Below are 26,880 nucleotides of genomic sequence, written 5' to 3' on the forward strand. Positions count from 1 at the left end.
GCCTTTCGGGAGTGCCTTGGTGTCGAGGCGCTCCCGGCGACACCTGTGTCAGTCGCCGGCCATGACGGGAAGGGGGAGCACCCACGTCGATACAGCGTTCATGGGTCTCACCTCCTCGGGCGGTGTCACGGTCCGCTGAAAGCTACAAGCGCGCATGTCACCGCGTCCACTCCTTTTCCGCGGCACGACCGCGACGACCGCGAGGGCCGTGACGACGGCGACGACGGCGATGGCCGCGACGACCACGACGACCGGATGCCCTCCCTTCGCCGGGGCCGATGACTTCCGGGCCCGGCACCGGTCGTATCCAGTGGGAAACACGCAGGCGCGCCCACCGAAGGAGGTACGGACCGATGGCAGGACTCATGGTCGACTTCATCATCTCGCTCGACGGGTACGCGGCCGCGGACGGCTGGCCCGGTTTCTGGGGCATGGAGGGACCCGAATATCTCGCCTGGCTCGACGGGGACGCCGAGAAGCGGCACACCAGCCTCATGGGGGCCACGACCTACCGGCTGATGTCCGGGTTCGCCGCCGAGATGCCCGGTGAGCCCGGCTTCGCCGAGCTGACCGCGATGCCCAAGGTGGTGTTCTCCTCGACCCTTCGGGCGCCGTTGACCTGGGGCAACACGGAACTGGTGAACGGTGACCCGGTCTCGGCCGTGCGGGACATGAAACGCCGGGGGACGCGGCCTCTGCGCACCCTCGGCAGTCTCACCCTGTGCCGGTCGCTGCTCCGTGCCGGTCTGGTCGACCGCTTCCGCGTGGTGGTCTTCCCGGTCATCACCGGCGCGACCGGCAAGGAAAGGATCTTCGACGAGTACCCGGACGTCACCCTCGACCTGGTCGAGAGCCGCACCTTCGACGGCCGGCTCCAGCTGCTGGAGTACGTCCCCACGGTCCTGGAGGGACGGCCCTAGGCCGACGGCGCTCCGGGCCGCTCACGTCGCGGTGAGGGCGGCCCGCAGCTGGTCGGTCACCGTGTCCAGGCACTCGGCGAAACCGACACGACCCTCGGCGTCGATCCAGCGCCGGAGGGCGGTGCCGAAGGCCACGGTGGCGAGCTGCGCGACGAGTTCGGCCGTCTCGGCCTCCACCCGCCTCTGGACCAGGGCGTCGCGGATCGCCCGGGTGACCGCGGCTCCCTTGGTCCGTTCGCGCTCCTGCAGTTCCGGACTGGCGTCGATGACCGCCCGGCGCTCCGCCGCACCCTGCACCTGCTCGACGAGCCGGGTGCCGACCAGGGCGAGCGCGTCGAGGGCCGCGGTCAGCGGCGCCGCGTCGGGGTCTGCCGCCAGGACGGCGTCCGCCAGTGCCGGGGGCAGGTGCTCCGAGCCGCCGAACAGGACCTCGCGCTTGTCGGGGAAGTAGCGGAAGTAGGAGCGCCGGGTGAGTCCGGCCCGCTCGGCGATGTCGGTCACGGTCACGTTGTCGTAGCCGCGCTCCAGGTAGAGCTCGAGAGCCGCCCGCTTCAGGCGCTGCTCCGCACCCGGATCCCACCTTGCCATGGGGACGACCCTAACAGGTGATGTCTCGCTGTGTCGTCAGTGCTAGCCTGTAGTCATGACACAGAGTGTTATCACTGGGGTTCCGCCCGGTGCGGCACGGAGCAGGCAGGGATACGACATGAGCGAGACCAGCAGGACCGGCAGGGCCGACGGGACGGCGGACGGGGACAGTCCGGACGGCGAGGTGTGGATCGTCGGGGCGACCGGCCGTGTGGGCCGGGGCGTGGCGGCGCGGCTGGCCGCGCAGGGGCTGAGGGTGGTCCCGGTCGGCCGCAGCAGGGAGCGGATGAGGGCGGCCGGTGCCGAGGCCGGGCTGCCCCCGGATGTCAGGACGGTCGTCGCCGACTCGGCGGAGCGGATCGCGGACGAGGTCGTCCGGGAGCGTCCGCGCGTGGTGGTGAACACGATGGGCGCCTACGCCGCCACGGCACCGGTGATCGCCCGTGCCTGCGTGTCGGTCGGCGGCCACTACGTCGACCAGGCCAACGACGTGGCCGCCGTGCAGGGGCTGCTCGCCCTGCACGACGAAGCCGCGCGGGCGGGCAGCACCCTGGTCACCGGCGCCGGCTTCGGCGTGCTGGCGACGGAGGCGGTGGTGGCGAAGCTGTGCGAGGAGCGGCCCGCGCCGCACCGGGTGAGGGTCGACTCCGTGGCCTCGGTGGCCGTCGAGGCGGGTGCGCTCGGCGTCGCTCTCGCGACCGGCATCGTGGACACGCTCACCTCCGGCGGGCGGCGCTACGCCAACGGGCGGCTGGTGGCCTCGCGCCTGGGCGCCGACCCACGGCGACTCGTCTTCCCGGACGGGACGTCGGCCACGTCGGCGGGCGTCGCTTCCGGCGAGCTCCTCGCGGCGCGGGCGGCCAGCGGCGCACCGTTCGTCACCGCCGCCTCCAGCCTCGCGCCGGCCTCTCCGTTCCTGCGGGCGGTGCTCCCGCTGCTGGGCCGTCTGCTGTCCGTCCCGGCGCTGCGACGCCTCGCCGTCGACCGGCTCGGCCGGGTCACGGTCAAGGCCGCGCCCCGGCCGCGCGAGCACTCCTGGGGGCACGCCGTCGTGGAGTGGTCCGACGGCACCCGGCGCGAGGGGTGGCTCCGGGCCGGCGAGGGCATGGCCTTCACGACCGACGTCACCGCCACGGTCACCGGCCTGCTGGTCCGTGGCGCCGGCCGACCGGGATCCTGGACGCCGGCGGCCGCTTTCGGGCACGGCCTGGCGACCACCGCCGGCGGCACCTTCGTACTGGACTGACGGCAGGCCCCGACGCCCCTACGGCGTGCGGACCGCCTCGCTGCCGTACAGCTCCCTGGTGAACGCGGAGACGTCGGCGGTGCGATCGCCGCCGTCGAGGTTGTACGTCAGATACACGCCGTACCCCTCGTCGACGGTGCGACGGGCGAGGTCGGCGACGGTGCTCCGTGACGTCCGGCCGATCTCGACGGCCGCCGGCGACAGCTGCGCCTTGGGCAGGGCGATGCCGGGGACCTGCCAGGTGCCGTAGTAGGGATTCCAGGCGTAGTCGAACTTGTCGGAGACGTCGACACCGCCGTACGACAGGCGGGACGCGGACGGGCCGATGTTGTAGAGGCTGATGATCTTGTCGGGCATGTTCGCGCGCAGTGCCGTCACCAGGTGCACGAACGAACTGTCGTTGGGCTGCGCGGTGCCGTTGTTGCCGTACTCGGCGTATTCGTCGTCGAAGTCGACGCCGTCGAGGCCGTACTTCGCCACGGCGTCCGAGAGCTGCTTCGCGAACGCCGAAGCCGCCTGCTGTGAGGGGAAGTTGGCGAACCCGGCGCCCTGGTGGTTGCCGAGCACCGAGAGGAGGACCTTGATGCCCTGTTGCTGCAACGGCCGTATCTGCGTGACAGCGTTGTCAAGGACGCGCTGCACATTCTCGTTGAAGTGCAGGTAGGCCGTCTTCGTGCCGGTGTCGTAGTTGATGTTCGCCGCGAAGATCACGGCTACGTCGAAGGCGTTGCCGCCCCCGTCCGCCAGGGTGTACTTGCCGACGTTGAGCATGCTGTTGTTGTTCACCTCGACGTAGGCCACCGAGGTCGGCCCCTGCTTCACCGGGGCCGGGGCCGGGGCCGGAGCGGGTGAGGGGGTCGCTGACGCGCCGCTCGCGGCGGTGGAACCGAGGACGAGGGCCGCGGCGGCCGAGAGCGCGAGCGCAGCCGTCCGCACCCTTCTGCGAACCGGAGTGAACATGGCTGATGGTCTCCCAACGGGATGGTCGGCGCCCCGCCAGTCGGAAGCGCCGAGCGAGTGCTTCGAGTCTTCCGCCGCCGCGGGCGCGGCGGGGGGAGCGTGCCCGAACTCTTCACGGCTTCCACCCGCGGCCCGCTCCACCGTGCCTCCCCTGCCCGCCGGAAGGCGCTGTCAATCAGTCAATTCGCAGGCCTCTCGCGGCGCATGGGGGTGCCGCGTCAGCCCCGTCCGAGGGCGCAGAACTCGTTGCCCACGGGGTCGGCCAGGACCACCCCGGGCACGTCACCCTCACCCACGTCGGTCCGCGTCGCGCCGAGACGCCGAGCTCGAGGTGCACCCGGTACCTCACCGTCCCGGGGCCGGGGTCGGGGGCGCCGACGGGATCGACGCAGACGGCGGACGGGTGACGCCAGTCGAAGCCCACGGGTTCCAGGTCGGTGACGCCGGGCCCTCGCTCGGCACACGCCGGCCGAGCGCCTGTGCCCAGAACCGGCCGAGCGCCGCGTCGTCCCGCGCCTTGAAGTTCACCTGCACAGGTTCCAGCGTCATCCCGCACCCCGGGAGATGTCGTCCGCGCTCCCGGCGCACCGTCCGCGATTGGCTCGTCCCGTCGCCGCGGAAGTGGCCCACACAGGGGGAGCGTCACGCGCGTACGGTCGAATTCACGGGGCGCGGCGTGCCCACCGGTCCGCCCGAGGGCACCGTACGTCCGACGACCACCGCATCCTTCGAGGACCCACATGCAAGCCATCACCGTCCATGACCGTGACGCGGGCGCCGACGGGCTGTCCCTCACGGAGCTGCCTCATCCCCACGCAGCCGAGAACGACGTCGTCGTGCGTGTGCACGCCGCCGGTTTCACCCGCGGTGAACTCACCTGGCCCGGTACGTGGACGGACCGGGCCGGCCGCGACCGGACGCCGAGCGTCCCCGGCCACGAACTGTCGGGGGTGGTCGAGGAACTGGGGTACGGCACCACCGGCCTCACCGTCGGCCAGCGGGTGTTCGGCATGGCCGACTGGACGCGCAACGGATCGCTCGCCGAGTACACCGCCGTGGAGGCCCGCAACCTGGCACCCCTCCCCGCGGACGTCGACCACGTCGTGGCCGCCGCGTTGCCCGTCTCCGGGCTGACCGCGTGGCAGGGCCTGTTCGAGCACGGGCGGCTCACCACGGGACAGACCGTCGTGATCCACGGCGCCGCGGGAAGCGTCGGGTCGGTCGCGGTGCAACTCGCACGCGAGGCGGGCGCGCGGGTGATCGCCACCGGCCGTTCCGCCGACCGGGACACCTGTCTCGGTCTCGGGGCCGAGGTCTTCCTGGATCTCGAGTCCGAGCGGCTGGAGGCCGTGGGACAGGCCGACGTCGTCTTCGACGTGATCGGCGGTGAGGTCCTCCGTCGCTCGACCGCGCTCGTACGGGACGGCGGCACCCTCGTCACCATCGCCGAGCCGCCCGAGGCCAAGCCGGAGAACGGCCGGGCGGTCTTCTTCGTGGTCGAACCCGACCGGGACGGCCTCACCGCCCTGATGCGGCGGGTCAGGGACGGGCGGCTCAGGCCGGCCGTCGGGGAGGTGCGCCCGCTCGCCGAAGCGCCCGCGGCGTTCGCGCCCGGCCGCGGCAGGCGCGGCAGGACGATCGTGCGGGTCGTGCCACCGCACTCGGAGCCAGTCGGACCACAGGGGCAGGGCACAGCGTCGTCGAGCGCGCCCTGACGAGACAGGGGAGTGGGACCGGCTCGCACCCCGGGCGGGACCGGGCCGACGGATCCGGTGAAGCCCACCGGGCGCGCACGACCCACTGACGGGCCGGGTCCACGAGCGCGACGCTCAGTTTTCTTCGGCGGGCTTCCCGCTCCCGGCGCGCAGCCCACCCGAGCCGGGAGCCCCGCCGGCCGGCCCGGGTGGGTCGACGACCACGCAGCAGTGGCCGGGGCGGGGTGCCAGCACCGCGCGCCCGGCCGGTTGTCCGCCTGCCTCGAGCAGGCCCCGCACCAGATGCAGATTCAGCCAGCACACCAGCTCGGTGTGTTCCCGGGCGAGCCGGTGGAAGGGGCAGTTGCGCAGGTCGACGCCCCCTTCGGCGGTCGTCGCCGGTTCGTAGCCGCAACCCCGCAGGGCCGACGTGAGATCCTCGCCGCCGGCCGACCGGCCCGCCGCGTGCGCGGCCGCGGCCACCGCCTCCCGTACCGTCCCGGAGTCGTCGGCGGCGACGGCCTCGGCCAGCACCCCGGCCAGCAGACCGTAGTCGCGGGGCGGCACGCTGACGGACAACTCCTCGTCGGTGCGTGCGTAGCGCTTCGCCGGGCGGCCCGCGCCGGGTCCGCCGCGTCCGGCGGCACGCGCGTAGCTGGTCGTCAGCAGGCCCGCGTCGGCCAGTTTGTCCAGGTGATAGGCCGCCAGGGTGCGGCTGATCCCGGCCGCCCCCGCGGCCTCCTCGCGGCCCACGGGCTCGTCGCGGGTCCGCACGTAGTCGTACAGCCGACGCCGCACCGCGTCGTCCAGGCTGCTCAGGTCGCTGATGGCGTCCCTGTCACGGTTCTCGTTCGTACCCACACCGTCAATGTAACACCAATGAGATTTGACAAACGTCGCCGGACGTGGCCAGCCTGTAAAAACAACAAACCTTGTTGATACAAGGAGGCTGTCATGGCTGCTCCTGCTCACGTCCCCGCGCACACCCCGTCCCTCGCAACGGGGCGGCGGCGCGCCCTGGACGAACCCGCCTACGGCGCGTACTGGCTGCTGCGCGCCGGGTACGTCGTGCTGCCGATCTGGATGGGCATCGACAAGTTCGTCAACGCCCTCACCGACTGGCCGTCCTATCTCGCGCCGTGGATCGTCGACGTGCTGCCGTTCTCCGCGCAGACCGCGATGTACGTCGTCGGCGCGATCGAGATCGTCGCCGGTGTCGCGGTGGCCATCAAGCCCCGGTACGCCGCCTACGTCGTCGCTCTCTGGCTCACCGGCATCATCGTCAACCTGCTGACCTACTCCGGGTTCTACGACGTCGCGCTGCGCGACTTCGGACTGCTCCTGGGCGCGCTCGCCCTGGCTCGGCTCGCCGCCACCTACGACCCCGCCCGGTCCATCCGCCCCGGCGGCAGGGGCGCCCGTACGCGCTGACGACACCCGTCCGCCGGCCCCGCCCGGGGCCGGCCACCACGGCGGGGCCCGCACGGAATCCCGCCGGCCGCCCCGCTCCGACCCGCTCACGAGGAGGACGAGGGGATGACTGCCACAGTCCCACTACAGGTGGTCGAGGACGTCACCGAACCCGATCTGGAAGCCGCAGAGCGCGCTGCGCGGGAATTCCTGGCGGCACTCGGGATCATGGTGGACAGCGAGGGGACCAGGGAAACCCCGGCACGGATGGCCCGCGGCTACGCCGAACTCCTCACCGCGCGGCCCTTCCAAATGACCACGTTCCCCAACGACGAGGGGTACGACGAACTCGTCCTCGCGCGCGACATTCCCGTGCGCTCGGTCTGCCAGCACCACATGCTGCCCTTCGTGGGAAAGGCGCACGTCGGCTACCTGCCCGGCACACGCATCCTCGGACTGTCGAAGCTGGCCCGGGTGGTGGAGCACTTCGCCTGCCGGCCCCAGGTGCAGGAACGGCTGACCAAGCAGACCGCGGACTGGCTGGCCGAACAGCTCCAGCCCCGGGGCGTGGGAGTCGTCGTCGAGGCCGAACACACCTGCATGACCCTGCGCGGCGTGCAGGCCACCGGATCGAGAACCGTCACCTCCACCATGCTCGGGGTCCTGCGCGACGATGCGGCGTCCCGGCACGAGTTCCTCGCGCTCACCGGCGTCCAGCGGTAGCAGGGCGGCACCCGCACCCGCACCCGCACCCCATCGTCTCGGAGTCCCTCATGACCACATCACCGCGTCCGCCCCGGCGGATCCTGATCGTCGGCGCCGGCCTGGCCGGTGCGTCGGCCGCCGCCGGCCTGCGTAAACAGGGATTCGACGGAGACGTCACCCTGTTCGGGCGGGAAAGCCACGCCCACTACGAACTGCCCTCACGCGACCGGACAGACCGCCCCGGCCCGGGCCGCGTCGTTGACGACGCCGGCGACACGTAAAAGGGTGGGCGTGGCCGGCGCCCCGCCGCCCGACCGCCGATTCCGAGACCCGAGGACGCACCCACCGTGAAGATCACCGCAGCCGACGTCGTCGTCACCAGCCCGGGCCGCAACTTCGTCACCCTGCGCATCACCACCGAGGACGGGCTCACCGGCCTCGGGGACGCCACCCTCAACGGGCGTGAACTGGCCGTCGAGGCCTACCTGCGCGAACACGTGGCCCCGCTGCTGCTCGGACGGGATGCCCACGCCGTCGAGGACACCTGGCAGTACCTGTACCGGGGCGCGTACTGGCGCCGGGGCCCGGTCACGATGGCGGCCGTGGCGGCCGTGGACACCGCCCTGTGGGACATCAAGGGCAAGGCCGCCGGCCTGCCGGTGTACCAGCTCCTCGGCGGTGCCTGCCGCACGGGCGCGCTGGCCTACGGCCACGCCTCCGGCCGGGACATACCCGAACTGCTCGACTCGGTGCGCGCGCACCTGGCCGACGGGTTCCGCGCCGTCCGGATCCAGAGCGGCATCCCCGGCCTCGACTCCGTGTACGGTGTCGCCGCCTCCGCCGCCGGAGAGGGCGAGCGCTACGACTACGAGCCCGCCCGGCGTACCCGCACCGCTCACCCCCGGCCCACCGAGGAGACCTGGGACACCCGCGCCTACCTGCGCCACATGCCCACGGTGTTCGAAGCCGTACGGCACACCTTCGGCCCCGAGCTGCCGCTGCTGCACGACGGACACCACCGCATGACGCTCATCCAGGCCGCGCGGCTCGGCAAGGACCTCGAGCCCTACGACCTCTTCTGGCTGGAGGACGCGACACCCGGCGAGGACCAGAGGGCACTGCGGCTGATCCGGGAGCACACCACCACCCCGCTGGCCATCGGGGAGGTCTTCAACTCCGTCCACGACTACACCACGCTGCTCCAGGAGCGGCTGATCGACTACGTCCGCTCCGCGGTGACCCACACCGGCGGCATCACCGCCGTACGCAAACTCCTCGACCTGGCCGCCGTGTACGGCGCCAAGTCCGGCATGCACGGTCCGACCGACATCTCACCCGTGGGCATGGCGGCCGCCCTCCACCTCGACCTCGCCGTGCACAACTTCGGCATCCAGGAGTACATGCGCCACGCCCCGGAGACCCTCGAGGTGTTCCGGACCTCCTACCGTTTCGAGGACGGCCTCCTGCACCCCGGCGACGCCCCCGGCCTCGGGGTCGAACTCGACGACGCGGCCGCGTCCCGCTTCCCCTACGAGCCCGCCTACCTGCCCGTCAACCGGCTCCGCGACGGTACCGTCCACGACTGGTGAGGCACGGGCCCGGGCGGGCGCGGCGGCGCCCGGGCCGGGCCCCGGAGCGCCGCGGGCCCCCGGCGGGCGTGGCAGAGTGGGGACGTCCCGTCGTCCCCCGGAAAGCCCCCGTCGCATGCGTCTCCTGCTCATCAGGCACGGCCAGACCCCGTCCAACCTCAAACACCTCCTGGACACCGCGGAGCCCGGCCCGGGGCTGACCTCCCTCGGCCAGGAACAGGCCGCGGCGCTGCCCGAGGCACTGGCCTCGGAGGAGATCGACGCGCTGTACGCGTCGACGCTCGTACGCACGCAGCTGACCGCCGCCCCCCTGGCCGCCGCGACCGGACTGGAGGTCCGGGTCCGGGCCGGTGTCCGGGAACTGACCGCCGGTGACCTGGAGATGCGCGGCGACGACGAGGCGGCACGCCTGTACATGCACACCGCCTTCGCCTGGTCGGCGGGGGACGTGGGGCTCCGTATGCCCGGAGGCGAGAACGGGGCGGAGGCACTGGCCCGGTTCGACGCCGTCGTCGCCGAGGCCCACGGGGACGGCGCCCGGACGGCGGCGGTGGTCAGCCACGGTGCCGCGATCCGCATGTGGGTCGCGGCGCGGGCGGACAACGTGGACATCACCTACGCCGCGCAGCACCCCCTGGCGAACACGGGCATCGTCATCCTCACCGGTTCGCCCGGCCGGGGCTGGCGGGCACTGCTCTGGGAGGGCAGCTCCCTGGGCCCCCTGCCCCACACACCCGGCCCGGACGACCCCACCGGCTCCGCCATGCCCACCCCCTGACACACGCTCGCCACCGTCGGGAACAGCGGGGCCCGGCCGCGCTGTTGCACAGGCGAACGACCGCCGTACTTGGATCGAGACGTATGTCTGCAGGAGGAACATTCTTATGACGGACCGACCTTTGACGCTCATGGCCGTGCACGCCCATCCCGACGACGAGGCCACCGGAACGGGCGGTGTCCTGGCGCGTTACGCGGCGGAGGGCGTCCGTACGGTGCTCGTGACGTGTACCGACGGCGGGTGCGGCGACGGGCCGGGGGGAGTCAAACCGGGCGACCCGGGACACGATCCGGCGGCCGTCGCCGTGATGCGCCGACAGGAGCTCCGGGCGAGCTGTGACGTCCTGAAGATCAGCGACCTCGAGATGCTGGACTACGCCGACTCCGGAATGGCGGGCTGGCCCAGCAACGACGCCCCCGGCTCCTTCTGGCGGACCCCGGTGGAGAAGGGCGCCGCACGACTGGCGGAACTCATGCTGCACTACCGGCCCGACGTGGTCGTCACCTACGACGAGAACGGCTTCTACGGCCATCCCGACCACATCCAGGCCCACCGCATCACGATGGCGGCACTGGACATGACCGAGCTGACGCCGAAGGTGTACTGGACGACGGCGCCCCGCTCGATGATGGGGCGTTTCGGCGAGATCATGCGCGAGTTCAACGAGGACCTGCCGGAGCCGGACCCCGCCGAGGCCGCCGCCATGGCCGAGATCGGGCTGCCCGACGACGAGATCACCACTTGGGTCGACACCACCGCGTTCAGCGGTCAGAAGTTCGACGCGCTGGCCGCGCACGCGAGCCAGGGCGAGAACATCTTCTTCCTGAGGATGGGCAAGGAGAGGTTCGGCGAGCTGATGGGCATGGAGACCTTCGTACGCGTCCGGGACACCACCGGCGCGGCCCTGCCGGAGAACGACCTCTTCGCCGGACTGCGCTGATCCCCGGCCGACGGTGTTCCGGGACTGCTAGCCTGCCCGCATGTCGGACCTGGGACCCGTCGCCTGGCCGCCCGAGCCGATCAGGACCGGGAGACTCGTGCTCCGCGAGTCCGAGGCCCGGGACCGAGCGGTGTTCGTCGAGCTGCTGGCGTCGCCGCAGGTGCACACCTACCTCGGCGGCCCCCGCCCGCGTGCCGAACTCGAGCGTGAGATGCCCGGGCTGCCGGGGAGGTGGCCCGGGTGCTTCGTCGTCGAGGCCGACGGGGCGATGGTCGGCGAGGTCCTGCTCAGGAGGCCGACGGAGCACCAACGCCCCGCTGCCGTGGGGCTGGTGGATCTCGGCTACCTGTTCCTGCCGCGGGTGTGGGGACTCGGGTATGCCGCCGAGGCGTGCGTGGCGGCACTCGACTGGCTCGACGGTGTCCTTCCCGGCGAGCCGGTGGTCCTCACCACCCAGACCGCCAACGTCCGCTCGATGCGCCTCGCCGCGAAGCTGGGGTTCACCGAGGTCGAGCGGTTTCGGGCCTGGGACGCCGAGCAGTGGCTCGGCCTGCGGCCCCCGGCCGCACCGCCCGCCTGACCCAATGCCGCCAGGGCACGCGGCACTTGGCCCAAAACCGCGCATCTCTGTGTGAAGCTTTGCCCATGAGTCATCCGAGTGAAGAAGTCAGGGCCAGACTGCAGACCGATCGTCCGCACTCCGCCCGTGTCTGGAACTACCTGCTGGGAGGCAAGGACAACTACCCCGTCGACAGCGCGGCCGGGGACGTCATCCTGACGACGTTTCCGGAGTTCGCCGCCGTCGCCCGGGTGCAACGACGCTTCCTGTCCCGCGCGGTGCGCTTCCTCGCGGGTGAGGCCGGTGTCCGCCAGTTCCTCGACATCGGCACGGGACTGCCCACCGCGGACAACACGCACGAGGTGGCCCAGCGCATCGCGCCGGAGAGCCGCATCGTCTACGTGGACAACGACCCCCTCGTCCTCACCCACGCCGAGGCCCTGCTCACCAGCAGCCCGGAGGGCGCCTGCTCCTACATCGACGCCGACGTCCGGGACCCGGAACGGATCCTGGCCGAAGCCGCCAAGACCCTCGACCTCAGCCGTCCGGTCGCGCTGACCATGCTGGGGATCATCGGGCAGATCTCCGACGCCGAGCGTCCCGCCGAGCTGGTGAGCACGCTGCTCTCGGGGCTGCCCGCGGGCAGCTACCTGGCCCTGAGCGACGGCACCAACGGCAACGAGGCGCTCAACAGGGCGGTCGAGGCGTACAACGGGCAGTCGGCCAACACCTACCACCTGCGGTCCCCGCAGGAGATCGCGGCCTACTTCGCCGGACTGACCCTGGTGGAGCCGGGCGTCGTGTCCACCGCCACCTGGCGCCCGGACGCCGACCGGTCCGAGGAGCCGACGGCCGAGGTGTCCGTCTGCGGAGTCGCGGTCAAGAACTGACGTGGCGGCCCTGCCGCCGGACGCGCCGCGGGGGGACGGGCCGATAGGCTGCGTCGGCCGCGACGTCGATCGGAGTTCGCCCGTGAGCCACCCTCGTCTGGGAATCGCCATCCTGACCATGGGCAACCGGCCCGCCGAGTTGCGGGCGCTGCTGGACTCGGTGGCCGGACAGACACTCCCGGCCACACGCGTCGTGGTGATCGGCAACGGAAGCCCGCTGCCGGAGCTGCCCGCGGGGGTGGCCGGGGTGGTACTGGAGGAGAACCTGGGCGTCTCCGGCGGCCGGAACGCGGCCGTCGAGCACCTGCGGGCATGCGGGGACGTGGACGTCGTCGTCGACCTCGACGACGACGGACTGCTCGTCGACACGGACGTGTTCGAGAAGCTGGCCTCGATGTACGAGGCCGATCGGCGGCTCGGGATCGTGTCGTTCCGGATCGCCGACGAGCGCGGCCGCACCCAGCGCCGGCACGTCCCTCGGCTGCGGTCGGGGGACCCGTTGCGCGGCGGTGAGGTGACCACGTTCCTGGGCGGCGGGCACGCGCTGGCGATGCGGATGCTGGACCGGATCGGCAGCTGGCCGGACGCCTTCTTCTTCACACACGAGGAGACCGACCTCGCGTGGCGGGCGCTCGACGACGGATGGCGGGTGGTGTACGAACCGTCGCTGCTGCTCCAGCACCCCTGGACGTCACCGGCCCGGCACGCCGTGTACTACCGGATGACGGCCCGCAACCGGGTGTGGCTGGCCAAACGGCACCTGCCCGTGCCGCTCGTCCCGGCCTACCTCGCGTCCTGGACCCTGCTGACCCTGGCGCGGGCCCGGTCGTGGGGCGGTCTGCGGGCCTGGGCGGCCGGGTTCGCCGAAGGGGTGCGTGCGCCCGGTGGTCCGCGTCGGCCGATGCGGTGGGCGACCGTGGCCCGGATGACGCGTCTGGGCCGCCCACCGGTCGTCTGACCGTCCGGACCGGGCTCACTCCGAGAGGCGACGCCCCGGGCCCACAGCCGGGGGAGTGGGGTCAGACGCGGTCGAGGGGCCGGTGCGGCTCGCTGGGAAGTTCCGCTGTGATCGTGTCACCGGGCCGCACCGTGCCGCCGCGCTTCACGACGCTCATGATTCCGGCCTTGCGCACGACGTTCCCGGCCTCGTCACGGCCGACGACCCGCTTCAGGAGGCCGTCCTGGAACGCGTCGATCTGCAGGCAGGGATTGCGGAGCCCGGTCACCTCCAGCACGGCGTCGTCGCCGACGCGCAACAGCGTGCCGACCGGCAGACCCAGCAGGTCCATGCCGCGGGTGGTGATGTTCTCGCCGAGCTCACCGGGCGCCACCGCGAATCCGTCCGCGCCGACCTCGGCGAAGAGTTCCTCATGGATGAGGTGGACCTGGCGCAGGTTTGGCTGGGTGGGGTCCTGAGCGACCCTCGAACGGTGCTTGACCGTCACACCGGCGTGTACGTCGCCCTCCACGCCCAGTCCGGCCAGGAGCGTGATGCTGTCCCGGTTCGGCTTGGTGAACGAGTACGTGCCGTTGCTGCTGACCGCCGTGACCGTGCTGCTCATCCTTGACGCCCCTCCCGTTGACACTGATCAGTCACGACCCTAGCCCGTCGTCCGGTCGGGGCGAGCCGCACGGTGCGAGGGTTCATGACCGAAGCGCTGGTGGATCCGGTACGTCGGCTCCCGCGGCGTCGGTGCCCCGGCCGGTACCGCTTGTCCCCCGGGCGGTCACACGGGTACCGGCGGCCGGGGCCGCGAGGACGGCCGTGGCGACGAAGGCCAGGACCACGAGCATCGCCGGACGCAGGCCGTAGTGGTCGCCGAGGAAGCCGAGGGTGGGCGGCCCCACGAGGAAGGCGATGTAGCCGATCGTCGCCACGAGGCTGACGCGGGCGGTCTCGTCGGGCCCCGAGTCGCCCGCCGCCGACAGGGCCACCGGAAAGCCCAGGGACGCGCCCAGTCCCCAGAACAGGACGGCGGCCGCGGCCACGACGGCGTTGTCGGAGAAGATGACCAGGCACAGACCGATGGCCCCGGAGACCGCGCTGGCCCGCACGACGGTCGCCCGGCTGTGACGACTGAGGAAGAACGCGCCGCCGAAGCGTCCCAGGGTCATCGCCGCGGCGAACCCCACGAAGACGAGCGAGCCGACGGCGGCGTCGAGGCCGTGGCCGTCGACCATGAGCAGTGGCAGCCAGTCGTTGGCGGCGCCCTCGGCGAGTGCCATGGCCAGGACGATGGCCCCGATCATCAGGAGCCGCCGGTCCTTCCACACCTGCGGGCCCGCGGGCCGCGTGGAGTTCGAAGCGGGCGCCGCGGCACGGACCCCGGTCCCGGCCGGGACGGCACCGATGGCGTACCCGAAGATCGCGGCCGTCACCGCCGCCACCGCCAGGAGGTGCCAGTGGGCGGGGAACGCCGCAGCGGTGGCCGCCATGCCGGCCAGGCCGCCGATGACGGTGCCCAGGCTGAAACACCCGTGCAGCGTGGGCAGAACCGCCCTGCCGGTGATCCTTTCCACGTCGGCACCGTCCACATTGATTGCCACCTCGCCCGATCCGACCCCCACGCCGAACAAGCACAGCCCCGCGGTGACCAGGGGCGCGGAGCCGAGGGCGCTGCCCGCGCCCACGACGACCACGCTCGCGACGACGAACAGTGTGCCGAACGCCGTCACGGGTCTGGTTCCGAACTGCGACACGAAACGGCCGGAACACAGGATGCCGGCCATCGACCCGACGGACAGACCGAACAGCACCAGCCCCATCTGCCCCGTGGACACGCCCAGACGGTCCCGGACGTCCGGGGTGCGCGTGATCCATGAGGACATGGCGATGCCGTTGAGGAAGAAGAAGAGGTACAGCGCCCGGCGGCGTCGGCGCACGGCACGGTCTGTCAAGGAAGGGCTCCGCCGGTGTTGGAGACAATGAAGGACGGGCAGGCGACGAACCCGCGTCACCCACCGAGTATGAACAAATGTACACATCGGGACGGCGACCGAGAAGACAAGGCGGACAACGGCGATGACAGGCAGCACCCGTGGCCCCAACGACCCCCTGCGCCGTGAACGGATCCTCGACGCCGCGCTCGACGTCATCGCCGAGCACGGCGCCATCAAAGTGACCTTCCGCAAGATCGCCGAGGCGGCGGGGGTGCCGCTCGGGTCACTGACCTACTACTTCGACGACATGCAGCACCTGCTGACCGAGGCCTTCACCCGGCTCGCCGAGACCGTCTCCACGCGCTACGGCGCCCTTCTGGAGGCCGCGCGGACCCGGCAGGAGGCCGAGGAGGCGGTCGTCGAGATCATCTGCGGCAAGGTCTGGGGAACCGACCGCAACCTCCTGCTCAGCTACGAGCTCTACGCCTTCGCCACCCGCCATCCCGAGGTACGCGCCGTCATGCGGTCCTGGATGGGAGCCAGCAGGGACTCGCTGGCCAGACACTTCGACCCGCTCACGGCACGGGCCCTCGACGCCCTGATCGAGGGATTCTCCATCCACAACTCGGTCGACCTGCGGCCCACGGAGCGCGGGGACGTGGCCGCCGTCGTCGGCGCCGTCGTCGACCGGCACCGCTGACCCGGCCCACGGGGACGGGGATCCGGCGGGCTCCGGATCCCCGCCGCGGGTCAACTCGTCGGGAAGTTGTCGGGGGTGCTGATACGGCTCTTGATCAGAGCCCCGGACTCGGTCAGCACGCCGCTGCCGCTGTAGTCGGTACCGTTGCAGGTGCCCGGCCTGAACGCGGCGCTGCCCTCGTCGGCGTCGGAGTACGTCCAGTTCGCGTAGCCGATCTTCAACTGGTCGAGCAGGTCCAGCCACGCGGTGCTGCTCGCCCGGTCCACGGCGCCTCCGCCGGTGGCGCTCACCGTGCCGAACTCGGAGACGAACAGAGGCAGTTTCGCCGCCGCCCGGCTCACCGTGGACCGGTAGGCGTCCTTGTGGCTCGCGGCGTAGAAGTGGAACGCGTACATGATGTTGGTCGCGTTCACGGGGTTGTCGACCACCTCGCTCTCGTTGGAGCCGTCCGAGACGCCCAGCGAGGACCAGCCGCGGGTGCCGACGATGACGACGGCGTCCGGGTCGGCGGCCCGGATCACCGGGATGACCTGCTCGGCGTAGTTCTTGACGGCCGCCCAGCTCACGCCGTTGGGCTCGTTGGCGATCTCGTAGATCACGTTGTTCTTGTCCGCGTTGCGGGCGGCGACGGAGGCGAAGAACGTCTTGGCGCGGTCGAGGTTGTAGTTCGGGTCGCCCGGCGTCAGCGTATGGAAGTCGATCACCGCGTACATGCCGCGTGCCTCGGCCTCGTCGACCAGGGCGTTCACCCGACCGGTGAACCCTGCCGGGTCGGTCTCGTAGCCGTCCTCCTGCACGTACATGGCGATGCGGAGCAGGTCCGACTTCCAGTCGTCGGCCAGGGCGTCCAGGGCCTCGTCGCCGTAGCACTGGCCGAACCACTGGATGCCGTGCGTGCTCATGCCGCGGAGCTGTACGGGACGGTCGTACTGGTTGCACAGATGCACGCCGCAGACGTGGAGCTGCCCGTTGACGGCGACCGGGGTGCCGGTCGCGGGCGGGTCGGTCGGGGGGTCCGTCGGTGGATCGGTGACGGACCCCGTACAGGTCACGCCGTTGAGCGCGAAGGAGGCGGGCGCCGGGTTGGAGCCGGTGAAGGACCCCACGAATCCCAGGTCGGCCGACGCGCCGGTGGACAGGGTGCGGTTCCAGTCGACGCCGTCGGCGGTGACCGCGGAACCGGACTGGGACCAGGTCGCGTTCCACCCCTGGACGACCTTCTGTCCGGCGTCCGGCATCGTGAACCCGAGCGTCCACCCGGTGACCGGGTCACCCAGGTTCGTGACCTTCACGCCGGCCTGGAAGCCGCCCGACCATTGGCTGGTGACGGTGTATTCGACCGAGCAGCCGGCAGCGGCCTGCGCCGGGGGGCCGGCCAGCGCTGTGAGACCGACGACCGATGCGCCGGTCGCGAGTAGGGCCAAAAGGCGTTTCAACGCGATTCTCCTTCTCTGGCGTGCGCATGACAGGACAGGACGTCGATGGGAGCGCTCCCAAAGGCCGTCGGCCCGAGACCGTACACCTGCGAGGCGGTGCGCGACAGATGTGGAACCGCCCGACTGTTCCCCACCGCGGTGCGGTGGCCGGTCCTTGCCGTTGTCAGGCGCCGGTGGCGGACGCGTGGCGGTCCAGCTCGGCGGCCAGCCGGCGCATGACCGTGCGGTTGGCCCGCCGCATCGTGCCGCGCACGAAGGGTGCCAGCAGACGGTCGGCGAGCGGAGTGCGCACCCAGGCGTACGTGAACGAGACGGCGGTCCCGCCGGAGCGCAGCGGTTCGACGGTGTAGGTCCCGTGGGCCAGCCGCCGGCCGCCCGCGCTGACGTTGCGTTCGACGATGCGTCGCGGCGCGTCGGCCTCGACCACCTCGATGACGACGTCGGTCTTCGCGCCGCCCAGTGAGGCGGTGACCGCGGCGCGCGAGCCGATGCCGCGGGCGGGGCCGTCGTAGCGCCAGTGGGTCAGGTAGTGATCCGTGAATCGCTCGTGGTGAGCCATGACATCGAGGAAGTCGTAGACCTGCTCGGGTGTCTGGGGCACGCCGATCGACACGGTGACAGGCTTCATGCACTCCACGTTACACACGGCGGATGCCCATGGGGACGCCCGCGACGTGGCGGCGAAGGACGGTCCGCGGTCGGCGCCGGACCCGGGCGGCGGAGCGACGCCGGCAGGAGTCCCCGGCCGGGAACCGGTCGGCGCCGTCCAACGGGTGGAGCGGGGGCCCCGTTCGGGTGGGTTCGGTTCACTCCGGCGCGTTGTCGCGCCGGAGTCCCGGCCGGTGGCGGAGCATGCCACGCATGCTGTCCGGTCTCCTGGCCAGGCTGGCCACACTGCTGCTCGGACGCCACGGCAGGTCGCTGCACCTCAAGGCCGCGGGTGCCGCGACGGTCCTCCTGGTGATCGTGGTCCTCGTGGGTTCGTACCTCGCCGTTCTCGCCGAGCGCGGCACCCCCGGGGCGCAGTTGGTCACCTATCCGCGGGCCCTGTGGTGGTCCGTGGAGACCGCGACGACCGTCGGCTACGGCGACCTGTATCCGGTGACCTTCTGGGGGCGGATCGTGGCCGTGGTGGTGATGGTCGCCGGGATCACCTCCTTCGGTCTGGTCACCGCCGCGCTGGCCACCTGGTTCGTCGGAAGGGAACAGGAACGCCGGGGACACCTCGTGCGGCACACCGAGGAGGCGGCCCAGGAGGCGTACGCGCAGGCGACCCGGGCGCTGCACGAGCGGTTCGACCGGTTGGAGCGAAGGCTCGACGACGACCGCGGGGGACCGGGCCCGTGAACGGCCTTAGCCGCCACCCGCGTTGCTCCCGGCGGCCCCCGCCGGGAGCCGCTGGAATCAGGCGCGCTCCAGCCGCCACAGCTGCGGTTGCAGGCCGTTGCACGTCCACTGCTGGACGTTGGCGCCCGGTTCCCGCGAACCCTGGGAGACGTCCAGGCACTGGCCACTGGAGCGGGCGACCAGCCGGTAGTAGCCGCGGCCCGCGTTCTCGAGCCGCCAGTCCTGCGCGGCCAGCCCGTTGCAGTACCACTGCCGGACGTTCGCACCCGGCGTGGGTGAACCGTTCTCCACGTCCAGACAGTGGCCGCTGTTTCGCCCGGTGAGCGTGAAGTGGCCGCCGCCGTGGGCGCGCACCGTCCAGTCCTGCGGACCGAGCCCGTTGCACGTCCACTGCTGGACGTTGCCCCCGGGCTCGCGCGCGTCGGCCGCGACGTCGAGACAGTGCCCGCTGCCCGCGTTGACCAGCCGGTAGAGGGCGCCGTCGACGACGCCGGCCGCGTCACCGGTGCCGGTGACGCTTCCGGTGGCGAAGTACGGCTTGCACACCGAGCCGTCCCAGTCGGTGGCGATCTCCAGCACGCGGCGACCGTCCTCGGACGGCAGCAGGGGCGAGCTGTAGTTCTGGCAGTAGTTCACCTCCGGCGCCGCTACGGCGACCGGCGCCTCGATCTCGTACCACGGCCCGCTGCCGTTCTCCGTGTTGGCGAGGATCGTGCGGCCGCTCTCGGCGGCGGGCGTGCCGTCGCTGTTGAGGAGCCGCTGGCCGATCAGCAGCAGCCGCCCGTTCGGAGCGCCGTCCGGTGACGGTGCCCAGGCGACGGTCGGGGCCGCGCGGAAGTACTTGCCGTCCACGGTCTGCGGCCGGTACCCGAGGAAGGCGGGGTCTCCCCAGTTCCAGCCGTCCGCGGACGTCCGGAAGTGCACCACGCACTGGTACTGGCCGCCCGGGTTGCAGATCTCGTAGCTCATGAAGTAGTCGCCGTTCGGCAGTTTCCGGACCACCGGCATCCCGGGCCGGTCCTCCGACCAGCCGCTCGCCACCGTGTCGTGGTGGTCCTGCCAGTGGATGCCGTCGTAGCTGCGTGCGGCGACCAGCTTCTGGCTGTGCCCGGGGTCGGTCTCGTCGGAGTAGTGGCAGACCAGCGCGCCGTCGGCGGCCACGGAGAACTCCGGTTCCCACAGCCCGCCGGTGCCGCCGGCGACGGCGCACGAGGACAGGTAGGACCAGCTGCGCCCCACGTCGTCGCTCCGCCAGATCCGCAGCGCCATCCGGCGGTCGGGTTCGTCCTGGCCGGCGGACGACGCCCACAGCAGTGTGCCGGCCCGCAGCCCGCCCACCTGCCGGGGAAGTTCGAACAGCGTGGCGCAGCACAGGCCCTGCCCCGCGGCGGACTCGGGATCGACGACGCGGCCGACCTCGCGGAAGCTCGCGCCCGCGTCGGTGCTCTCGTGGATGGCGCCGACGCCGTTGTTTCCGTCGAACGTGACGACGCTCGCCAGGACACGCCCGTTGGCCGCGCCGTTGTGGGCGAGCCGGACGGCACGGGGGTAGAGACCCGTGCCGTCACGCAACGGAGTCCTGGTGGCCGCCGCGGCGGTGGTGTCCGCCGCGACGGGCGTCGAGGAGAAGGGGAGCGAGGGAACGCCGGCGGCTGCCGGAACGGCCAGTGCCAGGCCGAGGACGCCGGTCAGACCGCACAGCGCGACACGAGCGCGGGCGCGTCCGAGGAAGTGGAACAGGCGGAGGATCACGACGGTCTTCCTTCCTGCGAGGAGGAAATCCGCGCCAGGGTAGAGGCGAATGTACATCGATGTAAACAGGGCGGGAGAACAGGCCTGGACGCCTTCCCGCCCCTGGCGCTCCGTTCGCCCGGAGGAACTTCGGTGGAGCGGAGAGACCGCTTTCGGCCACGCCTTGTCAGCGCGACGACAACGGATGTATAACGTTGCAAAACCAGCGCACAGGCTCGGCACACGGCTCAAGGTGACGACACCGGACCCGCACCGACCACCCGAGTCGGGCCGCTCAGGGAAGGGAACGCCGTGCGGGTCAGCCTCAAGGACGTCGCCGCGCACGCGGGAGTCTCCATCAAGACCGTCTCCAACGTGGTGAACAATTTCCAGCACGTCACACCGGCCATGCGCGAACGCGTCCAGCGCTCCATCGACGAACTCGGCTACCGCCCCAACCTGACGGCCCGTCACCTGCGGGCGGGGCGTACGGGCATCATCGCGCTCGCCCTGCCCGAACTCGGCAACCCCTACTTCGCCGAACTGGCCGCGGCCGTCATCGACACCGCGGCCGAGCACGACTACACCGTCCTCCTCGACCACACCGGCGGACGACGCGAGCAGGAGCTGCTGGTCAGTCAGGGCTTCCGGGCACGGGTCATCGACGGACTGATCCTCAGCCCCATCGAGCTGGAGACCGAGGACCTGCGCGACCGCGCCGGGGAGGTGCCCCTGGTGCTGCTCGGCGAGCGGGACTACGACCTGCCGTACGACCACATCGCCATCGACAACGTCGCCGCCGCCCGCGCCGCCGTCGCGCACCTGGTCGCCCTGGGGCGCCGGGAGGTGGCGTTCATCGGCGCCCGGCGCGGGCGCAACGAGCCGGCCCAGCTCCGGGTGCGCGGCTGGCGCGAGGAACTGACCGCCGCCGGACTCCCGGTCGACGAGGGGCTCGTCGCCGCCACCGACGGCTGGGGGCACGCGGACGGTGCGGAGGCCATGACCCGCATCCTCGACGCCGGGAGGCGTCCCGACGCGGTCTTCGCCTACAACGACCCCATGGCCATCGGCGCGATGCGGGTGCTCCACACGCGGGGACTCCGGGTACCCGAGGACATCGCGGTGGTGGGGTTCGACGACGTGGTCGAGGGGCGGTTCGGGGCCGTGACGCTCACCTCGGTGTCGCCGGACAAGGGAGCCATCGGCCGGCTCGCGGTGGCGTCGGTCCTCGCCCGGCTGGGGGGCGCCGCTCCCGAACCCCAGCGCGTCCGGGCGCCCTACCGCCTGGTCGAGCGGGAGAGCACGCTGGGGCGCCGTGCCGCGGACCGGAGCCCGAAGGGCTGACGGACGGGACCGTCGTCCCGGCGGCAGGAGCACGAGCAGGAGACGCGAGGCCAGAGGCAGGAGACGGGGGACACCGGCCCCGCTGGTTCTCGGGAGCGAAGCGGCTCGGCGCGCGCAATGACAGCGTTGTCAGACCGCAGACGCCTCAGTTTTCCGGCAGTGCGGGGCCTGCGTCAAGAGGTGTGCGGTGCTTGGGAGTCGACGGTGTCAGGGGCGCCGCCGCGTCTCCTGCGCGAGGGGTTTACAGAGTCCTTGCAACGATGTAAAACGCTCTTGCGGCGCACCGGACACACTGCCTGCGCCGAGGGGGGTCGGTCGGTTCTGGTCGTCGCTCGGTTCCCCCAGTTCCCTTTCAGCGTTCGCCCGGATCGGGGTCACCACCATGCAGCGCACCACTTCCCGTCGTCCTCTCCTCGCCCGTCCCGTGGTCGTGGCCCTCGCCGCCGCGGTGGCTCTGACCGCGACCGCCTGCGCCAAGACGGAGGACGACACCGCGGACAACAAGCAGTCCGAGACGGCCGCCGGCGCCGAGCAGAAGGTCGCCACCCCGAAGGCCGGCGGCGAGACCTGCACCATCGACGCCTACGGCGCCGAGAAGATCGACCTGAAGAACGCCACCGTCGGCTTCTCACAGTCGGAGAAGGAGGCCAACCCGTTCCGCATCGCCGAGACCCAGTCGATCAAGGACGAGGCGAAGAAGCGGGGCGTCAAGCTGCTGACGGCCAATGCCCAGTCGCAGTTCTCCAAGCAGATCAGCGACGTACAGAACCTGCTGGCCAAGGGCGCCGACCTCCTGGTGATCGCGCCGCTCAACTCCGACGGCTGGGACCCGGTGCTGCAGGCGGCCGCCGCCAAGAAGGTGCCGATCATCACGATCGACCGCAAGATCAACGCCGAGCCCTGCAAGGACTACGTCTCCTTCATCGCCTCCGACTTCGTCGAGCAGGGCAGGCGCGCCGCCGACCAGATGATCGAGGCGACGGGCGGCAAGGGCGAGGTCGCGATCCTGCTCGGCTCGGCCGGAAACAACGTCACCACCGAGCGGACCAAGGGATTCAAGGAGCGGATCGCCGAGAAGGCCCCCGACCTGAAGGTGGTCTTCGAACAGACCGGTGACTTCTCCCGCGAGAAGGGCCAGCAGGTCACCGAGCAGCTCATCCAGTCCAAGCCGGGCATCAAGGGCATCTACGCCGAGAACGACGAGATGGGCCTCGGCGCGGTGACCGCCCTCAAGGGCGCGGGCAAGAAGGCCGGCGACGTCAAGATCGTCACGGTGGACGGCACCCGCAACGCCGTACAGGGCGTCGTGGACGGCTGGATCAGCGGGGTCATCGAGTCCAACCCGCGGTTCGGACCGCTGGCGTTCCAGACGCTGGACACCTTCACCAAGGGCGAGGAAGTCCCGCAGGACATCATCATCCAGGACGGCGCCTACAACGCGGACAACGCCAAGCAGGACATCGGCAAGGCCTACTGACCCTCCTCCGGGGCCCGGACATCCGGGCCCCGGCCCCCTTTCACCACTTCTTTCTGGAGGCACAGGTGGCACCCCCCGCCGAAGTCCTCGCCGTCCGCGGACTCAGCAAGACCTTCCCCGGCGTCCGGGCCCTGGACGACGTGGACCTCACCCTGCACCCCGGCGAGGTGCACGCCCTCATCGGCGAGAACGGCGCCGGCAAGTCGACCCTCATCAAGCTCCTCACCGGCGTCTACCGGCCCGACGCGGGTGACATCACCTTCCAGGGCCGCAAGGTCTCCTTCGCCACTCCGCTGGAGGCGCAGAAGGCCGGCATCTCGACCATCTACCAAGAGGTCAACCTCATCCCGCTGCTGAGCGTGGCCCGCAACCTCTTCCTGGGCCGCGAGCCGCGCAACCGCTTCGGCATGCTGGACGTGACCCGCATGAACCGCGAGGCCGAGGAGGTGCTCGGCACGTACGGCGTCCGGGTGGACGTGCGGCAGCCCCTGCGCACCCTCGGCGTCGGCGCCCAGCAGATGGTCGCCCTCGCCCGCGCCGTGGCGACGGACGCCCGGATCGTCGTCATGGACGAGCCGACCTCCTCGCTCGAACCGCGCGAGGTGGAGACCCTGTTCTCGGTGATCCGGCGCCTGCGCGACGCGGGCATCGCCGTCGTGTACGTCAGTCACCGCCTGGACGAGCTCTACGCCATGTGCAGCACCGTCACCGTGCTGCGCGACGGGCGCCGCGTCCACCACGGCCCCCTGGCCGACCTGGACCGCCTCGCGCTGGTGTCCACCATGCTGGGCCGGGACCTCGGCGACGTCCGCGAGGAGGGGGCGACGAAGTTCTCCGGCGACCACCAGGCCGCCGACACCCGGCCCGTCCTCCAGGCCGAGGGCCTCACGGTCCCGCACAAGCTGCACGACGTCTCCCTGAGCATCCGCCCGGGGGAGGTCGTCGGCCTGGGCGGCCTGCTGGGCTCGGGACGCACCGAAACGGCGAAGGCCGTCTCCGGTGCCCTCGCGAGGAGTTCGGGCCGGATCACGGTGGCCGGCGTGCCGCTGCGCGGCGGTTCCACCCCGGCGGCCATCCGCGCGGGGATCAGCCTCCTGCCCGAGGACCGCAAGAGCGAGGGCATCGTCCCGGGCCTGTCGGTCCGGGAGAACATCGCGCTCGCGGCGCTGCCCCGCCTCTCCCGCTTCGGCCTGGTCTCCGAGGCCCGCGTCGACAGCATCGTCGACACCTTCGTCGAACGGCTGCGCATCAAGGCGTCCTCCCCGCACCAGAAGGTCGGCGAACTGTCCGGCGGCAACCAGCAGAAGGTGCTCCTCGCCCGCTGGCTGGCCATGAACCCCAAGGTGCTGCTCCTGGACGAGCCCACCCGCGGCATCGACGTCGGCGCCAAGGCCGAGGTCCAGAAACTCGTCGACGAACTGGCCGCCGACGGCCTGGGCGTCCTGCTCATCTCCTCCGACCTGGAGGAACTGATCGAAGGGTCCGACCGCGTGGTCGTACTGAAGGACGGTGCGGTCGTCGGCGAACTGACCGGCGACGACGTCACCGAGGACAAGCTGATGCGCACCATCGCCGGCGGCGGCGACCCGGCGCACGACGCGGCGAAGGAGGCGGCCACCGATGGCTGAGGCAACCCTCCGCACCCCGCCACTGGACCGGGCCCGCGTCCTGCAGTGGTTGCAGACCTACGGCGTGTACGCCGGCGTGGCGCTGCTCCTGGTCGTCAACATCGTCATCACCCCGCACTTCATGTCCGCGGAGAACTTCCGCACCCAGGCCGTCCAGGTCGCGCCCGTCATCATCGTCGCGCTCGGCATGGCCCTGGTCATCGGCACCGAGGGCGTGGACCTGTCGGTCGGCGCGGTGATGGCCCTGGCGGCCTCGGTGACGGCCCTCTACCTCGGCTACGGTCTGCTGCCCGCCCTGCTGGTGGTGGCCCTGTTCGCCGCCGGTGTGGGGCTGGCCAACGGGGCGCTGGTCGCGTTCATCGGCGTCCAGCCCATCGTGGCGACGCTGGCCCTCATGGTCGGTGGCCGGGGGCTGGCCCTCGTCCTGCTCCCGCAGTTGGAGGACCTGCGCAACCCGGCGCTCGCCTCCCTCGGCTCCGGTGGCGTCGCCGGCATTCCGTACCTGATCCTGATCGCCGCCGCGCTGGCGCTGCTGGTCGCCTTCGTGGTCCGCCGCACCACCTTCGGCCGCCAGCTCCTGGCCATCGGCGACAGCCGCCCCGCCGCCCAGCTCGCCGGGCTCCCGGTACGGCGCGTACTGATCATCGTGTACGTCGCCTGCGCGCTGCTGGCCGCGGTGGCGGGCGTGCTGGCCACCGCACGCCTCCAGGCCAGCGACCCGACCTCGCTCGGCAACCTGATGGAGCTGTCCGCCATCACCGCCGTCGTCGTCGGCGGCACCCCGCTGACCGGGGGCCGCGTCAACATCGCCGGCACCGTGGCCGGAGCGGTGCTCATCCAGCTGCTCACCGCCACGCTGATCAAGCACGATCTGCCGCCCTCGTGGACCCAGATCGCCCAGGCCATAGTGATCGTGTGCGCGGTCTACGCGGCACGGGGACGGGGGAAGCGATGACCGCCACCAAGACGGACGCACCCGTGACCACCGCGAGCGACGAACCGGCGGACGCCACCGCACCGGTGGGCTCCGCCCGCTCCGAGCGGCTGAGCGCCCTCGTCCAGCAGCACGGCGCGCTGGCGGTGCTGGTGCTGGTCTCGATCGTCGCCTCCTTCAGCTTCGACTCGTTCGCCACCGGCGACAACGTCTCGAACATGGCGACCGGTTCGGCCTTCCTCGCGATCGTCGCCCTCGGCATGACCTTCGTCATCGTCACCGGCGGCATCGACCTGTCCGTGGGGTCCCTGTTCGCCCTCGGCGGTGTGCTGGCGGCCTGGGGCTCACGGCACGGCACCCTGGTGGCGCTGCTGCTGCCCCTCGTCGTCTGCGGCCTGATCGGCGTCGTCAACGGCCTGCTGGTGGCCCGCTCCCGGCTGGCTCCTTTCATCGTCACGCTGGCCGCCATGCTGGGCGCGCGCGGACTGATGCTCGCCATCACCGACGAGGGTGCCAACACATACCTGATCGGCAAGGGTTCGTTCCTCGCCGAACTCGGTCAGGGCACCACGCTCGGCCTGGGCAACCCCGTGTGGATCACGCTGGCGCTGTTCGTGGCCGGGGCCGTGGTGCTGCGCCGGACCCGCTTCGGGCAGCACGTGTACGCGGTCGGCGGCAACGAGGACGCCGCCGCTCTGATGGGCGTGCCGGTCGCCCGCACCAAGATCGCCGTCTACACCCTGTCCGGGGCGCTGGCGGGCCTGGCCGGCGCCCTCAACGCCGCCTGGCTCGCCTCCGGGGTGACGATCCTCGGCAACGGCATGGAACTGGACGCCATCTCCGCCGTCGTCATCGGCGGCACGCTGCTCACCGGCGGCCTCGGCTACGTCAGCGGTTCCCTGGTCGGTGTCCTGCTCCTCAAGGTCATCCAGAACATCATCAACCAGATCGGATCCCTCGACTCCTCCTACCAACTCGTCGTCAGCGGCGCCTTCCTGGCCCTCGTCGTGATCGCCCAGACCTGGCTGGGACGCAGACGCCAACTCGTGTGACGGTCCCCGGACGCGGCAGCCGTGCCTCTCGCAGGCCGGCTGCCGCGTCTTTGCGTACGCCGCCGCAGTGCG

General features: G+C 71.6%; 27 protein-coding genes and 1 pseudogene. 19 read left to right on the forward strand and 9 right to left on the reverse strand.

Features of this window, described 5'->3' with window-relative positions:
* The first annotated feature begins 353 nt into the window (after positions 1–353).
* The gene (locus Sco07f_RS31845) at positions 354–920 is read left to right on the forward strand and encodes a dihydrofolate reductase family protein (RefSeq protein ID WP_108989841.1); all 567 of its coding nucleotides are present in this window, start codon (positions 354–356) and stop codon (positions 918–920) included.
* A 21-nt stretch (positions 921–941) separates the two neighbouring features.
* Here Sco07f_RS31845 and Sco07f_RS31850 read toward each other — a convergent pair whose 3' ends face one another.
* Complete coding sequence (locus Sco07f_RS31850) at positions 942–1,508, reverse strand: TetR/AcrR family transcriptional regulator (RefSeq protein ID WP_108989842.1); 567 nt, start codon at positions 1,506–1,508, stop codon at positions 942–944.
* 118 nt (positions 1,509–1,626) lie between these two features.
* On the opposite strand from Sco07f_RS31850, the gene Sco07f_RS31855 reads away from it, so the two are divergent.
* On the forward strand, positions 1,627–2,754 hold the full coding sequence (locus Sco07f_RS31855; RefSeq protein ID WP_108989843.1) for a saccharopine dehydrogenase NADP-binding domain-containing protein: 1,128 nt from the start codon (positions 1,627–1,629) through the stop codon (positions 2,752–2,754).
* Between the two features lie 18 nt (positions 2,755–2,772).
* Here the strand turns inward: Sco07f_RS31855 and Sco07f_RS31860 are convergent, their stop codons facing one another.
* Both Sco07f_RS31860 and Sco07f_RS31865 read right to left on the reverse strand, forming a co-directional pair.
* Positions 2,773–3,714, reverse strand: a complete 942-nt coding sequence (locus Sco07f_RS31860) for an endo-beta-N-acetylglucosaminidase H (RefSeq protein WP_108989844.1) — start codon at positions 3,712–3,714, stop codon at positions 2,773–2,775.
* 230 nt (positions 3,715–3,944) lie between these two features.
* A pseudogene (locus tag Sco07f_RS31865) lies at positions 3,945–4,263 on the reverse strand (VOC family protein); the annotation flags it as partial.
* A 191-nt stretch (positions 4,264–4,454) separates the two neighbouring features.
* On the opposite strand from Sco07f_RS31865, the gene Sco07f_RS31870 reads away from it, so the two are divergent.
* On the forward strand, positions 4,455–5,429 hold the full coding sequence (locus tag Sco07f_RS31870; RefSeq protein ID WP_108989845.1) for an NADP-dependent oxidoreductase: 975 nt from the start codon (positions 4,455–4,457) through the stop codon (positions 5,427–5,429).
* Between the two features lie 114 nt (positions 5,430–5,543).
* Here the strand turns inward: Sco07f_RS31870 and Sco07f_RS31875 are convergent, their stop codons facing one another.
* Positions 5,544–6,269, reverse strand: a complete 726-nt coding sequence (locus Sco07f_RS31875; protein ID WP_108989846.1) for a helix-turn-helix transcriptional regulator — start codon at positions 6,267–6,269, stop codon at positions 5,544–5,546.
* A gap of 93 nt (positions 6,270–6,362) precedes the next feature.
* On the opposite strand from Sco07f_RS31875, the gene Sco07f_RS31880 reads away from it, so the two are divergent.
* The 9 genes from Sco07f_RS31880 (at position 6,363) to Sco07f_RS31920 (ending at position 13,237) form a co-directional block, all read left to right on the forward strand.
* Positions 6,363–6,839 (forward strand): DoxX family membrane protein, encoded by a 477-nt coding sequence (locus Sco07f_RS31880; protein WP_108989847.1) that lies wholly within the window; start codon positions 6,363–6,365, stop codon positions 6,837–6,839.
* Between the two features lie 105 nt (positions 6,840–6,944).
* On the forward strand, positions 6,945–7,541 hold the full coding sequence (gene folE, locus Sco07f_RS31885) for a GTP cyclohydrolase I FolE (protein ID WP_108989848.1): 597 nt from the start codon (positions 6,945–6,947) through the stop codon (positions 7,539–7,541).
* Between the two features lie 50 nt (positions 7,542–7,591).
* Entirely contained in the window at positions 7,592–7,804 is a 213-nt protein-coding gene (locus Sco07f_RS31890) for an NAD(P)-binding protein (protein ID WP_108989849.1), read from the forward strand.
* A 66-nt stretch (positions 7,805–7,870) separates the two neighbouring features.
* A complete protein-coding gene (gene manD, locus Sco07f_RS31895) occupies positions 7,871–9,112 on the forward strand; it encodes a D-mannonate dehydratase ManD (RefSeq protein WP_108989850.1) in 1,242 nt (413 codons plus the stop codon).
* A 115-nt stretch (positions 9,113–9,227) separates the two neighbouring features.
* Positions 9,228–9,890, forward strand: a complete 663-nt coding sequence (locus Sco07f_RS31900; RefSeq protein WP_108989851.1) for a histidine phosphatase family protein — start codon at positions 9,228–9,230, stop codon at positions 9,888–9,890.
* 106 nt (positions 9,891–9,996) lie between these two features.
* The gene (locus Sco07f_RS31905) at positions 9,997–10,830 is read left to right on the forward strand and encodes a PIG-L family deacetylase (protein ID WP_007446252.1); all 834 of its coding nucleotides are present in this window, start codon (positions 9,997–9,999) and stop codon (positions 10,828–10,830) included.
* Between the two features lie 40 nt (positions 10,831–10,870).
* Positions 10,871–11,410, forward strand: a complete 540-nt coding sequence (locus tag Sco07f_RS31910; RefSeq protein ID WP_167468282.1) for a GNAT family N-acetyltransferase — start codon at positions 10,871–10,873, stop codon at positions 11,408–11,410.
* Between the two features lie 65 nt (positions 11,411–11,475).
* Positions 11,476–12,279 carry an SAM-dependent methyltransferase gene (locus Sco07f_RS31915; protein ID WP_007446249.1) on the forward strand — a complete coding sequence of 268 codons (804 nt, stop codon included), beginning with the start codon at positions 11,476–11,478 and terminating at the stop codon, positions 12,277–12,279.
* Between the two features lie 82 nt (positions 12,280–12,361).
* Positions 12,362–13,237 carry a glycosyltransferase family 2 protein gene (locus Sco07f_RS31920; RefSeq protein WP_108989852.1) on the forward strand — a complete coding sequence of 292 codons (876 nt, stop codon included), beginning with the start codon at positions 12,362–12,364 and terminating at the stop codon, positions 13,235–13,237.
* Positions 13,238–13,298: 61 nt separating this feature from the next.
* Here Sco07f_RS31920 and Sco07f_RS31925 read toward each other — a convergent pair whose 3' ends face one another.
* A complete protein-coding gene (locus tag Sco07f_RS31925; RefSeq protein ID WP_108989853.1) occupies positions 13,299–13,841 on the reverse strand; it encodes an MOSC domain-containing protein in 543 nt (180 codons plus the stop codon).
* An 82-nt stretch (positions 13,842–13,923) separates the two neighbouring features.
* Positions 13,924–15,264, reverse strand: coding sequence for an MFS transporter (locus Sco07f_RS31930; protein ID WP_369695798.1), 1,341 nt, complete (start codon positions 15,262–15,264; stop codon positions 13,924–13,926).
* A 37-nt stretch (positions 15,265–15,301) separates the two neighbouring features.
* Here Sco07f_RS31930 and Sco07f_RS31935 point away from each other — a divergent pair, with 37 nt between their 5' ends.
* On the forward strand, positions 15,302–15,859 hold the full coding sequence (locus tag Sco07f_RS31935; RefSeq protein ID WP_007446246.1) for a TetR/AcrR family transcriptional regulator: 558 nt from the start codon (positions 15,302–15,304) through the stop codon (positions 15,857–15,859).
* Between the two features lie 50 nt (positions 15,860–15,909).
* On the opposite strand, the gene Sco07f_RS31940 is transcribed toward Sco07f_RS31935, so the two are convergent.
* Together Sco07f_RS31940 and Sco07f_RS31945 are read right to left on the reverse strand one after the other, a co-directional pair.
* The gene (locus Sco07f_RS31940; protein ID WP_108989855.1) at positions 15,910–17,295 is read right to left on the reverse strand and encodes a cellulase family glycosylhydrolase; all 1,386 of its coding nucleotides are present in this window, start codon (positions 17,293–17,295) and stop codon (positions 15,910–15,912) included.
* Positions 17,296–17,458: 163 nt separating this feature from the next.
* On the reverse strand, positions 17,459–17,923 hold the full coding sequence (locus Sco07f_RS31945) for an SRPBCC family protein (RefSeq protein ID WP_108989856.1): 465 nt from the start codon (positions 17,921–17,923) through the stop codon (positions 17,459–17,461).
* A 224-nt stretch (positions 17,924–18,147) separates the two neighbouring features.
* On the opposite strand from Sco07f_RS31945, the gene Sco07f_RS31950 reads away from it, so the two are divergent.
* Complete coding sequence (locus tag Sco07f_RS31950; protein ID WP_108989857.1) at positions 18,148–18,642, forward strand: potassium channel family protein; 495 nt, start codon at positions 18,148–18,150, stop codon at positions 18,640–18,642.
* A gap of 57 nt (positions 18,643–18,699) precedes the next feature.
* Here Sco07f_RS31950 and Sco07f_RS31955 read toward each other — a convergent pair whose 3' ends face one another.
* Positions 18,700–20,394 carry an RICIN domain-containing protein gene (locus Sco07f_RS31955; protein ID WP_108989858.1) on the reverse strand — a complete coding sequence of 565 codons (1,695 nt, stop codon included), beginning with the start codon at positions 20,392–20,394 and terminating at the stop codon, positions 18,700–18,702.
* Positions 20,395–20,685: 291 nt separating this feature from the next.
* Here Sco07f_RS31955 and Sco07f_RS31960 point away from each other — a divergent pair, with 291 nt between their 5' ends.
* The 5 genes from Sco07f_RS31960 (at position 20,686) to Sco07f_RS31980 (ending at position 26,808) form a co-directional block, all read left to right on the forward strand.
* A complete protein-coding gene (locus Sco07f_RS31960) occupies positions 20,686–21,717 on the forward strand; it encodes a LacI family DNA-binding transcriptional regulator (RefSeq protein WP_054100018.1) in 1,032 nt (343 codons plus the stop codon).
* 382 nt (positions 21,718–22,099) lie between these two features.
* Positions 22,100–23,194, forward strand: a complete 1,095-nt coding sequence (locus tag Sco07f_RS31965; protein WP_054100017.1) for an ABC transporter substrate-binding protein — start codon at positions 22,100–22,102, stop codon at positions 23,192–23,194.
* A gap of 65 nt (positions 23,195–23,259) precedes the next feature.
* Positions 23,260–24,822: a sugar ABC transporter ATP-binding protein gene (locus Sco07f_RS31970; protein WP_007446240.1), complete on the forward strand. Its 1,563-nt coding sequence runs from the start codon at positions 23,260–23,262 to the stop codon at positions 24,820–24,822.
* Entirely contained in the window at positions 24,815–25,777 is a 963-nt protein-coding gene (locus tag Sco07f_RS31975; protein ID WP_108989859.1) for an ABC transporter permease, read from the forward strand. Before Sco07f_RS31970 ends, Sco07f_RS31975 begins: the two co-directional genes overlap by 8 nt.
* Complete coding sequence (locus Sco07f_RS31980) at positions 25,774–26,808, forward strand: ABC transporter permease (RefSeq protein ID WP_007446237.1); 1,035 nt, start codon at positions 25,774–25,776, stop codon at positions 26,806–26,808. The genes Sco07f_RS31975 and Sco07f_RS31980 overlap by 4 nt, the downstream gene beginning before the upstream one ends.
* Positions 26,809–26,880: the final 72 nt, after the last annotated feature.

Origin of the sequence: Streptomyces coelicoflavus (assembly GCF_003112555.1) — a bacterium.
Taxonomy (GTDB): Bacteria; Actinomycetota; Actinomycetes; order Streptomycetales; family Streptomycetaceae; genus Streptomyces; species Streptomyces coelicoflavus.

Bases quoted from the DNA above. Each gene is read 5' to 3' on its own strand.
- Sco07f_RS31860 (WP_108989844.1), bottom strand. From the start codon at position 3,714: ATGTTCACTCCGGTTCGCAGAAGGGTGCGGACGGCTGCGCTCGCGCTC.
- Sco07f_RS31845 (WP_108989841.1), top strand. From the start codon at position 354: ATGGCAGGACTCATGGTCGACTTCATCATCTCGCTCGACGGGTACGCG.
- Sco07f_RS31855 (WP_108989843.1), top strand. From the start codon at position 1,627: ATGAGCGAGACCAGCAGGACCGGCAGGGCCGACGGGACGGCGGACGGG.
- Sco07f_RS31910 (WP_167468282.1), top strand. From the start codon at position 10,871: ATGTCGGACCTGGGACCCGTCGCCTGGCCGCCCGAGCCGATCAGGACC.
- Sco07f_RS31930 (WP_369695798.1), bottom strand. From the start codon at position 15,264: ATGTGTACATTTGTTCATACTCGGTGGGTGACGCGGGTTCGTCGCCTG.
- Sco07f_RS31890 (WP_108989849.1), top strand. From the start codon at position 7,592: ATGACCACATCACCGCGTCCGCCCCGGCGGATCCTGATCGTCGGCGCC.
- Sco07f_RS31925 (WP_108989853.1), bottom strand. From the start codon at position 13,841: ATGAGCAGCACGGTCACGGCGGTCAGCAGCAACGGCACGTACTCGTTC.
- folE (WP_108989848.1), top strand. From the start codon at position 6,945: ATGACTGCCACAGTCCCACTACAGGTGGTCGAGGACGTCACCGAACCC.
- Sco07f_RS31905 (WP_007446252.1), top strand. From the start codon at position 9,997: ATGACGGACCGACCTTTGACGCTCATGGCCGTGCACGCCCATCCCGAC.
- Sco07f_RS31950 (WP_108989857.1), top strand. From the start codon at position 18,148: ATGCCACGCATGCTGTCCGGTCTCCTGGCCAGGCTGGCCACACTGCTG.
- Sco07f_RS31880 (WP_108989847.1), top strand. From the start codon at position 6,363: ATGGCTGCTCCTGCTCACGTCCCCGCGCACACCCCGTCCCTCGCAACG.
- Sco07f_RS31935 (WP_007446246.1), top strand. From the start codon at position 15,302: ATGACAGGCAGCACCCGTGGCCCCAACGACCCCCTGCGCCGTGAACGG.
- Sco07f_RS31975 (WP_108989859.1), top strand. From the start codon at position 24,815: ATGGCTGAGGCAACCCTCCGCACCCCGCCACTGGACCGGGCCCGCGTC.
- Sco07f_RS31915 (WP_007446249.1), top strand. From the start codon at position 11,476: ATGAGTCATCCGAGTGAAGAAGTCAGGGCCAGACTGCAGACCGATCGT.
- Sco07f_RS31870 (WP_108989845.1), top strand. From the start codon at position 4,455: ATGCAAGCCATCACCGTCCATGACCGTGACGCGGGCGCCGACGGGCTG.
- Sco07f_RS31965 (WP_054100017.1), top strand. From the start codon at position 22,100: ATGCAGCGCACCACTTCCCGTCGTCCTCTCCTCGCCCGTCCCGTGGTC.
- Sco07f_RS31945 (WP_108989856.1), bottom strand. From the start codon at position 17,923: ATGAAGCCTGTCACCGTGTCGATCGGCGTGCCCCAGACACCCGAGCAG.
- Sco07f_RS31900 (WP_108989851.1), top strand. From the start codon at position 9,228: ATGCGTCTCCTGCTCATCAGGCACGGCCAGACCCCGTCCAACCTCAAA.
- Sco07f_RS31980 (WP_007446237.1), top strand. From the start codon at position 25,774: ATGACCGCCACCAAGACGGACGCACCCGTGACCACCGCGAGCGACGAA.
- Sco07f_RS31850 (WP_108989842.1), bottom strand. From the start codon at position 1,508: ATGGCAAGGTGGGATCCGGGTGCGGAGCAGCGCCTGAAGCGGGCGGCT.